Consider the following 11,140-nt stretch of genomic DNA (forward strand, 5'->3'; position numbering starts at 1 on the left):
GGCCGCAACTGTCTCCAAAAGCGAGGCGTATCGAAATGAGCCGGAGCGAAATGATTCCCACCAAAGCGCCAGTCCGCGCGCCGCTATTCCTGACGGCGGCCGACACCATCCGGGTGAACATCGCTTCCGGGCGGCTCGACCGTGGCCAGGTGCTGCTCGAAGGCCCGCTCGCCGAGCTGCTGAAGATCTCGCGCAGCTCGGTCAAACGCGCGCTCGGCCTGCTCGAGGAGGAAGGCGCGATCCGCCGGTTCGACGGACGCGGCTATGTCGTCGGCCCGCCCGACGACGACACTGCCCCGATCCGCAACGATCTCAAATCCATCCATCTTGTCGTCGACGAGGCGCATGACGAAACCCTCAACCGGCCGAACTGGAGGCGGATTCACGACCAGGTCGAGGCGGACGTGTCTGCCTGCCTCGTCTTCGGCCAGTTCCGCATCGTGGAAAGCGATCTGGCAGCCCATTTCGACGTCAGCCGCACGGTCATCCGCGACGTGCTCGGGCGATTGCAGGAGCGCGGCCTCGTCACCAAGAGCTCGACCTCGCGCTGGCTCGTGGCGCCGCTGACCGCGCAATCGATCAAGAACAAGTTCGAACTGCGCATCATTCTCGAAGTGGCGGCGCTGCGTTCGGCGGCGCCCTTCATCGACAGGATCGCGCTGGAACGCATCTGCCGGTCGATGGCGGAAGCGGAAGCAAAGGGCCGGCTGGTGCAGCCCGACACCTGGTTCAGCCTCGTCAATGAATTCGTCGATCTGGCCATCCTGTCCACTCCCAACGAGGATCTGCGCCAACTCATCTCGGCCAACATGAAGACGCTGCAAGCCTCGCAAAACGCGCTTTTCGGTCTCGGCCTTTTCGGCGATGCGCTTGCGATCCGCGAAATCCGCATGATCGGCGAACTCATCATCGTCGGCTCGACCGCCTCGGCGGCCGAAATGCTCGAAAGCCATCTGTCGAAGTCGCGCGACCGCACGATCGCGCAACTCAAGCTCGTCGCCGTGCTGCCGCAGCCCGGCCATATCGCGCCCTATCTGATCCCGATCTAGCCGAGATGCGCGCGCAACTTCTCCAGCCTCGCGGCCTCCTCGTGGCGGGCCTGCATCGCCTCGTCCATCGTCACCCGTCGGAAGCGTGACGGCGTGTTGGGCTGCAACTGGCCGATCAGATCCATGTCGGCCGAGATGACCGTTCCGATCATGAAATAGCCGCCGCCCGACACGGCGTCGCGGTGAAGGATGATCGGCTCGGTGCCTCCCGGAACCTGCACGGACCCGTAGGGATAGCAACTGTCGACGATGTTGGACGGGTCGGAGCCGGCGCCGAAGGGCTGCTCGCGCTCGACGAATTCGAGTGGCGTGCCGCCCTTGAAGCGGTAACCCATGCGGTCGGCCTCCGGCGCGACCTTCCACTCTTCGTCGAAGAAGCGGTCGAGCGAACCTTTCGTGACGCGGTGGTCGTAGAGGCCGGGCACGATGCGCAGTTCGACCGGCATCGGAGATTTGCGGCGAAGATTTTCCGGCACGCTTGCGCCGTTCACAGCCCTGCTGGCCTTGCCGACCGGCAGTTCGTCGCCGGCCGCGATCGCCCTGCCCTTGAAGCCGCCGAGCGCGCCGATCGGATAGGTCGAGCGGCTGCCGAGCGCGACAGGGACGTCGATGCCGCCGGCAATCGCGATATAGATGCGCGCGCCGGATTTGAGATAGTCGAAGGAGAGCGTCTGCCCGGCCTTGACCGCAATGGCGCTCCAGCCCGGATGCTCCTGCCCGTCGACGCGCACCGGCATTTCCGCCCCGGTGACCGCGACGACGCTGTCCTGCGTGAATTCGAGCTTCGGCCCGACGAAGACCGCCTCAAGCCCGGCTGCGCCTTCCTCGTTGCCGACGAGAAGGTTCGCCGCGCGCATCGCATAGGTATCCATCGCCCCCGACGTGGGAATGCCGAGGTGGAAATAGCCCGGTCGGCCAAGGTCCTGAACGCTGGTCAGGAGGCCCGGATTGATGACCTTAACCGCCATTGATCATGCCCTCCAGCTTGGCGTTGTAGCCGCGAATGTCGGCGTTGAAGGCGCGCAGGTCGAAACTGACGTCCCTGATCTTCGGCCGGAACTTGTTGTGGGCCACGTCCTCGACCGTGCGGTCGTATTCGGTGCGGTCGATCGGTCTGAACTTCACGATGTCGCCCGGCCGGAAGAAGACCATGAAGTCGGAGAGGTAGCTCGTCTTCTGGTCCGGATCGAAAATCGGCATCGGCGTGATGCCGAACATCTGGTAGCCGCCGGCGCCGCGCACCGAATAGATGCAGGAAAAGCAGCCGCCATAGCCGACGGTGAGCTTGGGCGTGTCGGTGCGCGGACGCAGATATTTCGGCACCTGAATCTGCCGCTCGCGCTCGACCATCTGGAACATGAAGGGCAGGCCGGCGACGAAGCCGACCATCGACACGAACCAGGGCGAGCCCGAATGCGCGCCGATGAAGGCCTCGACGCTGTCATAGCCGTTGATGCGCGCGGCATATTCGAGGTCGCTCGACTTCGGGTCCTGATGGCGCTCGCGAAAGCGCATCAGCGTCTCGTGCGTCCACGGGTCCTGGTAGAAGACGGGGATCTCGATGATGCGCGTCTCGATCACCGGATCGGAATGCTCGGCAAGGCTCTCGATCGACCTGACCTCGTCGAGCAGCGCCTTGGGCGAGACGATGTCGGGATCGAACTTGACCTGGAAGGACGCATTGGCCGGGCAGATTTCGGTGACGCCGGCGATCTTGCGCTCGGCGATGATGCGCGTCATCGACAGGCTTTTGAAGAAGGCGTCGAGGGACATCTCCTCGTCGACCTCGACGAACAGATGCTCGTCGCCGCCGAATGTGTAGCGTGTCTTCATTGGGCGTGCTCCGTTTTGGTCGTTTCGGGTCGCAAGGGATTGCCGGCGAGCCAGGGCTCCAGCCATTTGGTGTCGAACCGGCCGGCGCGCACGTCGGCGTTTTGCGCAAGCGCGGCGTGGAGCGGCACGGTCGTCCTGATGCCGCCGATCTCGAGCTTCGAGAGCGCCTCGCCCATCCGCGCGATGGCCGACGCACGGTCGGGCGCGTGGACGATCATCTTGCCGAGCAGGGAATCGTAGAAGGGTGGGACGGCGTATCCCTCATAGAGCATCGTATCGAACCGGATGCCCTCGCCTTCAGGCACGGAAAGCCGGTCGACCGCGCCCGGATTGGGCATGAAGTTCGCCGCCGGATCTTCCGCATTGATCCGGCATTCGATGGCATGGCCGTCGATCGCGACGTCCTGCTGCCGGATCGAGAGCGGAGCGCCGCCGGCAATCTGGATCATCTCGGCGACGAGATCGATGTCGGTGATCATCTCGGTGACGGGATGCTCGACCTGGATGCGGGTGTTGACCTCGATGAAATAGAAGTCGTGCGTGTCGCCATCGTAGAGATACTCGACGGTGCCCGCGCCCTTGTAGCCGACCTGTTTTCCAAGCGCGACGGCGCTGGCCGTCAGTTTCTCGCGGATGTCGGGCGACAGGCCGAAGGCGGGTGCTTCTTCCCAGACCTTCTGGCGGCGGCGCTGGAGCGAGCATTCGCGCTCGAAGCAATGGATGACGTCCTCGCCGTCGCCCAAAATCTGCACCTCGATGTGGCGCGCCCTGGTGATGACCTTCTCGATATAGAGCCCGCCATCGCCGAAGGCGGCGGAGGCTTCGGAGGCAGCCTGCGGGAACTGCTTTTCGAACTCGGCGAAGCTGTCGACGATGCGGATGCCGCGCCCGCCGCCGCCGGCCGCGGCCTTGATCATGACCGGAAAGCCGATCCCCTCGACCAGCACCCGCGCCTCCTCCATGTCCGCGATGCGGCCGTCGCTGCCCGGCACGGTCGGCACGCCCGCTTCCTTCGCCACCTTGCGCGCGGCGACCTTGTCGCCGAGGAGGCGGATTGCCGCGGCATCGGGGCCGACGAAGATCATGCCGGCATCGACCACGGCCTGCGCGAAATCGGCGTTCTCGGCGAGGAAACCGTAGCCCGGATGGATGGCGTCGACGCCCTTTTCCTTCGCCGCCGCGATGATCGCCTCGATGTTGAGATAGGATTTCGCCGCCGGTGGCGGGCCGATCAGCACGCTGTCGTCGGCCATCCGCACGGCGAGCGAGTCCGCATCCGCCGCACTGTGCGCCTGCACCGCGCGGATGCCGAGCGACTGCGCGGCGCGCACGATGCGAACGGCGATCTCGCCGCGATTGGCAATCAGGAGGGAGCGGATCGCCATGCCGGTCAGCCGTCGATCTCGGCGATGGTCTGCCCGGCCATGATCGCATCGGAATCCTCGAGCAGGAAGCGGATCGACGTGCCGGCGGCCTCGGCCTTCACTTCGTGGAAGCTCTTCATCACCTCGATCAGCCCGACGACGTCGCCGGCGGCGACATCCTCGCCATCCGCCTTGAAGGGCGCGCTGTCGGGCGACGGCTTCCGGTAGAACGTGCCAGGCATCGGCGCCTTGATCTCCAGCTTGCTCATGAAATGTCCTTGCTATCGGTTGAGGAGTTGGGAAAGCGGCACGATCTTGATGCCGGCCTCGGTGAGCCGCGAACGCAGCGTGCGGGCGATGTCGGCGGAACCGGGCGTGTCGGAATGGAAGCAGACAGTCTCGAAGGCGATGTCGACCTCGTTGCCGGTGACGGTCGTCACCTTGCCGGTCCGGCACGCCTTCACCACCTTCGCCGCGATCGCCTCGGGATCGAGCCGGCCGACGCGGCGAGTGAAGACGATCGCGCCGTCATCGCCATAGTCGCGGTCGGCGAAGAATTCGCGCGCGACGGGATGCCCCGCTTGGCGGGCAAGCTCATAGGTGCGCGACATGCCCATGCAGAAGATCGGCGTGTCGGGCTCGACCTTGCGCATATAGGCGATGAAGGCGTCCGAGAGTTCGTCGTTGCCGGCAAGTTCCATGTAGAGCGCGCCATGCGGCTTGACGTGCTGGAGCCGGACGCCGTGGCGCTTGGCGAATTCCTTAAGCGCGCCGACCTGGTAGATGATGTCGTTGACGAGTTCGGCCGCGCTGCCGTCGATGCGCCGGCGGCCGAAGCCCTGAAGGTCGCGATAGCCCGGATGCGCGCCGACGCCGACGCCGTGCTCGGCGGCGAGCCGCACGGTGCGGTCGATGAGATTGGGGTCGCCCGCATGGAAGCCGGCGGCGATGTTGGCAGAGCTGATGAGGCCCATCAGGACGTCGTCGGACGTGTCGCCGAGCTGCCAGGTCCCGTAGCCCTCGCCCATGTCGCAATTGATGTCGACCGCCGACAGCGCCATTCCGGCTCTCCCTGGATCGCAGCGCCCCGTTCCGGGTCCTGCCGCGACTGTTCCACGCCGAAACGCTAACGCCTGATGCCGAGGTTGGGAATTTCTATTTTCCGAAGCGTCATCTTCAATTATTCAGATACCTCCCGCTCACGAACGGATGCAGCATGTCGTTCAGTCTTCGCCAGATCCGCTATTTCGTCGCCACCGCCGAGCTCGGCCAGATTTCGCAGGCGGCCATCGCGCTGTCGATTTCCCAATCGGCGGTGACGACCGCGATCCGCGATCTCGAGCGCCATGTCGGGCTCGACCTCTTCAACCGCACGCCGCTCGGCATGGACCTGACGGCGGCGGGGCGGGAATTCCTGTTTCATGCCTATGAAATCCTGCGGAAAGTGCAGGACGCCAGCAACCTCAACCTGCCCTCGAACGCAGTGGAAGGGAAGCTGACGGTCGCCGCGACCTATACGGTGATGGGCTATTTCCTGCCGCACCACATCCAGCGGCTCAAGCGCTCCTATCCGGGGCTCGACATCCATCTCTTCGAACTGAACCGCGAGGCGATCGAGGAGGGACTGACCGACCGGCGCTACGACATCGCCCTGGCGCTGACGTCGAACATCACCAACCCGTCGATCGCGACCGAGACGATGATGAGTTCGCCGCGCCGGCTGTGGCTGTCCTCGCGCCACCGCTTCCTGTCGCGGGCGCATGTCGGGCTGAAGGAGGTAGCGGAGGAGCCCTACATCATGCTGACCGTCGACGAGGCGGCGCAGACGGCGATGAAATACTGGAGCCAGTCGCTCTACCGCCCGCGCGTGACGCTGCGAACCTCATCGGTCGAGGCGGTGCGTTCCATGGTGGCGGGCGGCGAAGGTGTCGCGATCCTGTCCGACATGGTCTACCGGCCCTGGTCGCTGGAGGGCGACAGGCTGGAAACCATGGTGCTCGCCGACCCGATGCCGCCGATGAATGTCGGCCTTGCCTGGCATCGCGACGCGACATTCTCCGAGCCCATGCGCGCGCTGCGCACCTATTTCCAGCAGGCGTTCAACCGGCCGATCACGCCGGCGCGGTAGGCGTCAGGTGGCGAACGAAAGCTGGACCTTCGTGAACCGCGTACGGTCTGCGGCCATCTCGAAGGCCGCCGCCGCCTCTTCGAGATCGAGCGTGGCGGAAATGATCGGCCGCACGTCGATGCGGCGGGTATCGATCAGCCGAACGGCCTCGGCATATTCGCCGACGAAGCGATGGGTGCCGACGAAGGCGATTTCCTTTCCGACCAGAAGATTGAGCGGCACGGCGACATCACCGGCGACACCGACTTCGACCAGCGTTCCCTGCGGGCGGATGGCGGCGATGGCAGCGCGGATGGCCGGCCCGGCAGCGGAACACTCGAACACGATGTCGAACGTGCCCTTGCCCGCGCCATAGGCATCGAGAGGGTCGCTATCGGTCCCGACATTGATCGTCTCGTCCGCGCCCATGCGGCTTGCGGTTTCAAGCGCTCCGTCTTGCAGATCGGTGACGACGATCGGCCCCGCACCCGCCTGGCGCAGCGCCGCGACGACAAGGGCGCCGATCGGCCCCGCACCGGTGACGAGCGCCGACTTGCCGGCAAGGTTTCCCGCCGCTGCGCCGGCACGGTTCAGCGCATGGAGGCAGACCGCGAGCGGTTCGGCGCAGGCCGCCTCCCCCAGCGAGATTTCGGGATTGCCGATCCTCACGCACTGGAAGGCATCGACCACCATCAGGTCGCGGAAGCCGCCCTGCTCGTGCGGAGAGCGCAGGGCCGAGCCGAAAAAGCGCATGGTCAGGCAATGCTGCTGCAAGCCTTCGCGGCAATAGCGGCATTGCTGGCAGGGCCGGCTGGGATTGATCGCGACCCGGTCGCCCACCGCAAGACCTTGCACATCCGGTCCGAGCGAAGACACCGTCCCGGCCACCTCATGGCCAAGGATGATCGGCTCGCGGACCCGGATCGGGCCGAAGCCGCCATCCAGATAGTAGTGCAGGTCCGACCCGCAGATGCCGCCCGCGCCCATGGCGATCAGAACTTCGCCGGGGCCGGGCTCGCCGACCTCGATTTCCTCGATACGAAGATCGCCCTTGGCATGAAGGCGGCAGATGCGTGTCTTCATCGGTGCGATCCTGAAATCAGCGCGCCATCAGCGTCGTCGGCAGCCAGGTCGCCAAAGGCGGAATGAATGCGACGAGCAGGAGGACGATGATGTTGGCGAGAAGGAAGGGCATGATCGCCTTGACCACAGGCAGCAGCGGCAGGCGCGCGATGTTGGCACAGACGAACAGGCACACGCCGACCGGCGGCGTGGTCAGCCCGAGCATCAGGTTCAGCACCGCGAAGGTGGCGAAATGCAGCGGGTCGATGCCGACCGCCGTCGCCAGCGTCAAGAGCGGCACGAACAGAATGATCAGCGCCGCGATCGTCTCCATGAACATGCCCACGAAGAGCAGCAGGAGATTGATCAGGATGATGATCAGATATTTGTTGTCGGTGACCGACAGGACGGCGGTGACGATCATCTGCGGAATGCGCTCGGCCGACAGGATCGAGCCGAAGACATTGGCAAAGCCGACGAGCGCGAGAATGCCGGCCGACGAAACGGCGCTGTCGATCAGGATCTTCGGAACGCGCCTGATCGGCAGTTCCCGGTAGACGAACGCGCCAACGACGAAGGCGTAGATCGCGGCCACGATGGCCGTCTCGGTCGGGGTCGCGATGCCCGTCATCAGGCCGCCGACGATCAGAGCCGTCATGGCGAGCGCCCAGAACGCGCCGAAGAAGGAAAGTCCGAGTTCGCGCAGCCCCTTCCATTCCTGGCGCGGGAAGTTGCGGCGCACGGAGATGATGTAGCAGGTGACCATCATGCCGACACCGAGCAGGATGCCCGGAACGGCGCCCGCGAGGAACATCTGGCCGACCGAGATGCCCGACAGGGCGCCGACGATGATCATCGGCACGCTGGGCGGGATCATCGGACCGACCGTCGAGGAGGCGGCGGTGATCGCGGCGGAAAAGTCGGCCGGGTAGCCGGATTTCTTCATGCCGGGAATGAGAACCGAGCCGAGCGAGGCCGCATCGGCAACGGCCGTTCCCGAAATGCCGCCGAAGAGCATCGAGCCGGCGACGTTGGTCATGCCGAGCCCGCCGCGCATCCAGCCCACCATGGCATTGGCGAAGCGGATGATGCGCTCGGTGATGCCGCCGCCATTCATCAGGTTTCCGGCAAGGATGAAGCCGGGAATGCACAGCAGCACGAAGACGTCTATGCCGGCATACATGCGCTGCGGAATGACCACGAGCGGCAGGCCGGCGGCGACGATATAGGCCAGCGACGACAGTCCCAGGCATACGGCCACCGGCACGCCGAGCGCCAGAGTGATGAGAAAGGTCCCGAAAAGCCAGAAGAGATCCACGCTAGCCCTCCTCGGCAAACTGGGTGCGCCCGTCGTCGATGCCGGCAACCATGCCGATGACGCGCAAAAGCGCGAAGGCGAACAGGGTGATCGCAAGAACGAGAACGCTGGCGTGAACCAGGTCCATGGACCAGCGCAGGCTCGGCGACGTCTGCATGGCGCCGATCGTCGTGAATCGCCAGGCAGGCGCGATCATGAGCAAGGCGAGACCGGCCGTCGCGATGGCCGAAACGAAGCGCATCCACCAGGCTTTGCGCTCCGAGACCGCCTCCTGGAGAATGTCCACGTTCACGAGGTCGCCGCTGCGATAGGACAGGCCGACGCCGAAGGCTGCCATGTAGAGAAGCGCGAAGCGCGACAGTTCCTCCGTCCAGATCGGCGAACTGGCCGAAAAGGTGCGTGTGAAGACCTGGATCGCGACGGTCGCGATGAGGATGGCGAAGACCGTCCCGAGCGCGATGCGGCAGGCCAGGCTCAGACCGACGATGATGGTGCTGACGGCTCTCATGGGGCGATCGCCTCGATTCGAATTGGAAATGGCGCGGGCCTTGCAGCCCGCGCCTCGTTGCGACCGTCCTAGCGGGCGAAGAGATCCTCGACGATCGGCCGGATGCTCTCGTCGACCGAGTTGATCACCGCGTCCTGCGCCGCCGCGGCGAAGGCGGCCGTGTCCGCCTCGACGAAATTCATGCCCTTGGCCTCGAGATCGTCGCGGATCGCCTGCTCGTCGGCGAGGAACTGCTCACGCTCGAATTCCTGAGCGGCGGCCGCTGCCGTCATGACATGGCCCTGATCTTCTTCCGAAAGCTGGCTCCAGACCTGTTCGGAAATCGTCAGATAGATCCATGAGCGGACATGCTCGGTCAGGTTGACATGGCTCTGGACTTCATTGAACGAAGCCGACTGGATCAGCGCCAGCGGATTTTCCTGACCTTCGATCGTGCCGTTCTGGAGCGAGGTGAAGACTTCGGAGAAGGCCATCGGCGTCGGCGCCGCGCCGAGGGCCGACCAGGTGTCGACGAAAAGCGGCACGTTGGGCACGCGCATCCGGAAGCCGTTCAGTTCGGACGGCGATGTGATCGCGCGGTTCGAGGTCAGATTGCGCGGACCGCGTGCGAAATAGGCAATGGGGCGCACCTGCGCGCGCTCGATGACCTGCGCCTCGATCTGGTCGCCGATCTCGCCGCTGGCGACCTCGTCCATTTGCTCCAGCGAGGTGTAGGCGTAGGGAACGGCCAGAAGCGCGGCCATCGGCGCCCAGTTCTGGAGGCTCTCGCCGGTGATGGTCATCTCGACGGTGCCGAGCTGCATTCCGTTGATCAGATCCATCTCGCGGCCGAGCGAATCGTTCGGGAACACCTCGACGGCGATGCGGCCATCGGTCAGCGCCGACAACTCCTCGCCGAACTTGACCGAAGCCTTGTGCCAGGAGTTCTGCTCGTTGGCGAGGTGGCCGAGCTTGAGGGTCAGTTCCTGAGCCAGCGCGCCGGATGTGGCGAGTGCGGCGAGCGCCAGGCCCGCTGCAAGCGATTTCATGGTCGTCTTCAAGGTCATGTCGATCCTCCCTTTTGGATTTTCCGGTTTCAGTCTGTCGGTCATCGAACGGCGCCGAAGAGGTCGGGCCGTGCCCGCGCCACTTCGGGCAGCGATTTCAGGATTTCGCGCAGATGCGTGCGCATGGCCGCGTCCGCTGCGGCGACGTCGCGGGCGATGACGGCCTCGACGATCGCCTCGTGCTGCCCGATCAGAAGTCGGACATGCAGCTTTTCGACGCTGAGATAGCGCACGCGATCCATCTGCGCCTTGACCTCCTCCACGACCCGCCAGGCATAGGATTTGCCGGCCATGTCGGCGAGGGTCCGGTGGAAATGCTCGTCGTGCTTCACGAAGGCGTCGGAATCGTCTTCGTCGACGTTTTTCTGGGCCGCGATCTGGCGCTTCAGTTCTGCTTCGATCGCAGCGTCGCAACGTTCGGCGACGAGCTTGACGACGTCCGCCTCGATCGCCTCCCGCACGAAGCGGGCGTCCATCACGGCCTCGGCCGAGATGCGCGTGACCATCGTCCCGCGCTGCGGACGGATCTGAACCAGCCCCGCTTCGGCAAGCTTGATGAAGGCCTCGCGCACCGGCTGGCGCGAAACGTCGTAGGCGCGCGCGATCTCGGTTTCGGAAATGAATTCGCCCGGCAGGAGCTCGGTGCGCACGATGCGCTCGCGCAGGCGCCGGTAGAGCTGCGGCGCGATGGCGGCCCCTCCGTCGATATCGGATGCGCGTTGCGGCAATGCGTCGGTCACATTCAAATCCTCCCTGTCAAAAGTATCCTCCATACTTCCATACTAGTCAACTCTTGTGTTAATGATCTGGCAATCAGGCGCGATTGCCGCGAAATTCGGCCGGAAGCGAGGAC

At 64.9% G+C, this 11,140-nt stretch carries 12 protein-coding genes; 2 read left to right on the forward strand and 10 right to left on the reverse strand.

Going from position 1 to position 11,140, the window contains the following annotated elements:
- Positions 1-50: 50 nt before the first annotated feature.
- The gene (locus tag PZ895_RS18665) at positions 51-1,049 is read left to right on the forward strand and encodes a GntR family transcriptional regulator (protein ID WP_275840487.1); all 999 of its coding nucleotides are present in this window, start codon (positions 51-53) and stop codon (positions 1,047-1,049) included.
- Here PZ895_RS18665 and PZ895_RS18670 read toward each other — a convergent pair.
- From PZ895_RS18670 to PZ895_RS18690, 5 genes are read right to left on the reverse strand one after another with little or no spacing between them, the layout of a single operon-like run.
- Positions 1,046-2,017: a biotin-dependent carboxyltransferase family protein gene (locus tag PZ895_RS18670; RefSeq protein WP_275840488.1), complete on the reverse strand. Its 972-nt coding sequence runs from the start codon at positions 2,015-2,017 to the stop codon at positions 1,046-1,048. The genes PZ895_RS18665 and PZ895_RS18670 overlap by 4 nt on opposite strands.
- Positions 2,007-2,882, reverse strand: coding sequence for an allophanate hydrolase subunit 1 (locus tag PZ895_RS18675; RefSeq protein ID WP_275840489.1), 876 nt, complete (start codon positions 2,880-2,882; stop codon positions 2,007-2,009). Before PZ895_RS18675 ends, PZ895_RS18670 begins: the two co-directional genes overlap by 11 nt.
- Positions 2,879-4,267: an acetyl-CoA carboxylase biotin carboxylase subunit gene (locus PZ895_RS18680; RefSeq protein WP_275840490.1), complete on the reverse strand. Its 1,389-nt coding sequence runs from the start codon at positions 4,265-4,267 to the stop codon at positions 2,879-2,881. Before PZ895_RS18680 ends, PZ895_RS18675 begins: the two co-directional genes overlap by 4 nt.
- 5 nt (positions 4,268-4,272) lie before the next feature.
- On the reverse strand, positions 4,273-4,515 hold the full coding sequence (locus PZ895_RS18685) for an acetyl-CoA carboxylase (RefSeq protein ID WP_275840491.1): 243 nt from the start codon (positions 4,513-4,515) through the stop codon (positions 4,273-4,275).
- A 12-nt stretch (positions 4,516-4,527) separates the two neighbouring features.
- On the reverse strand, positions 4,528-5,307 hold the full coding sequence (locus tag PZ895_RS18690) for a 5-oxoprolinase subunit PxpA (RefSeq protein ID WP_275840492.1): 780 nt from the start codon (positions 5,305-5,307) through the stop codon (positions 4,528-4,530).
- Between the two features lie 155 nt (positions 5,308-5,462).
- Between PZ895_RS18690 and PZ895_RS18695 the strand changes: the two genes are divergently transcribed.
- On the forward strand, positions 5,463-6,374 hold the full coding sequence (locus tag PZ895_RS18695) for a LysR family transcriptional regulator (RefSeq protein WP_275840493.1): 912 nt from the start codon (positions 5,463-5,465) through the stop codon (positions 6,372-6,374).
- Between the two features lie 3 nt (positions 6,375-6,377).
- On the opposite strand, the gene PZ895_RS18700 is transcribed toward PZ895_RS18695, so the two are convergent.
- From PZ895_RS18700 to PZ895_RS18720, 5 genes are all read right to left on the reverse strand, one after another.
- The gene (locus PZ895_RS18700; protein WP_275840494.1) at positions 6,378-7,436 is read right to left on the reverse strand and encodes an L-idonate 5-dehydrogenase; all 1,059 of its coding nucleotides are present in this window, start codon (positions 7,434-7,436) and stop codon (positions 6,378-6,380) included.
- Positions 7,437-7,452: 16 nt separating this feature from the next.
- The gene (locus PZ895_RS18705) at positions 7,453-8,733 is read right to left on the reverse strand and encodes a TRAP transporter large permease (protein WP_275840495.1); all 1,281 of its coding nucleotides are present in this window, start codon (positions 8,731-8,733) and stop codon (positions 7,453-7,455) included.
- 1 nt (position 8,734) lies between these two features.
- Positions 8,735-9,241 (reverse strand): TRAP transporter small permease subunit, encoded by a 507-nt coding sequence (locus PZ895_RS18710; RefSeq protein ID WP_275840496.1) that lies wholly within the window; start codon positions 9,239-9,241, stop codon positions 8,735-8,737.
- A gap of 68 nt (positions 9,242-9,309) precedes the next feature.
- Positions 9,310-10,287, reverse strand: coding sequence for a TRAP transporter substrate-binding protein (locus PZ895_RS18715; RefSeq protein WP_275840497.1), 978 nt, complete (start codon positions 10,285-10,287; stop codon positions 9,310-9,312).
- 41 nt (positions 10,288-10,328) lie between these two features.
- Positions 10,329-11,027, reverse strand: a complete 699-nt coding sequence (locus PZ895_RS18720; RefSeq protein ID WP_275840498.1) for a GntR family transcriptional regulator — start codon at positions 11,025-11,027, stop codon at positions 10,329-10,331.
- Positions 11,028-11,140 lie beyond the last annotated feature (113 nt).

This window comes from Mesorhizobium sp. YIM 152430 (assembly GCF_029210365.1).
GTDB lineage: Bacteria > Pseudomonadota > Alphaproteobacteria > Rhizobiales > Rhizobiaceae > Aliihoeflea.

Coding starts and splice junctions, on each gene's coding strand:
- PZ895_RS18665 (WP_275840487.1), top strand. CDS start 51: ATGATTCCCACCAAAGCGCCAGTCCGCGCGCCGCTATTCCTGACGGCG.
- PZ895_RS18670 (WP_275840488.1), bottom strand. CDS start 2,017: ATGGCGGTTAAGGTCATCAATCCGGGCCTCCTGACCAGCGTTCAGGAC.
- PZ895_RS18675 (WP_275840489.1), bottom strand. CDS start 2,882: ATGAAGACACGCTACACATTCGGCGGCGACGAGCATCTGTTCGTCGAG.
- PZ895_RS18680 (WP_275840490.1), bottom strand. CDS start 4,267: ATGGCGATCCGCTCCCTCCTGATTGCCAATCGCGGCGAGATCGCCGTT.
- PZ895_RS18685 (WP_275840491.1), bottom strand. CDS start 4,515: ATGAGCAAGCTGGAGATCAAGGCGCCGATGCCTGGCACGTTCTACCGG.
- PZ895_RS18690 (WP_275840492.1), bottom strand. CDS start 5,307: ATGGCGCTGTCGGCGGTCGACATCAATTGCGACATGGGCGAGGGCTAC.
- PZ895_RS18695 (WP_275840493.1), top strand. CDS start 5,463: ATGTCGTTCAGTCTTCGCCAGATCCGCTATTTCGTCGCCACCGCCGAG.
- PZ895_RS18700 (WP_275840494.1), bottom strand. CDS start 7,436: ATGAAGACACGCATCTGCCGCCTTCATGCCAAGGGCGATCTTCGTATC.
- PZ895_RS18710 (WP_275840496.1), bottom strand. CDS start 9,241: ATGAGAGCCGTCAGCACCATCATCGTCGGTCTGAGCCTGGCCTGCCGC.
- PZ895_RS18715 (WP_275840497.1), bottom strand. CDS start 10,287: ATGACCTTGAAGACGACCATGAAATCGCTTGCAGCGGGCCTGGCGCTC.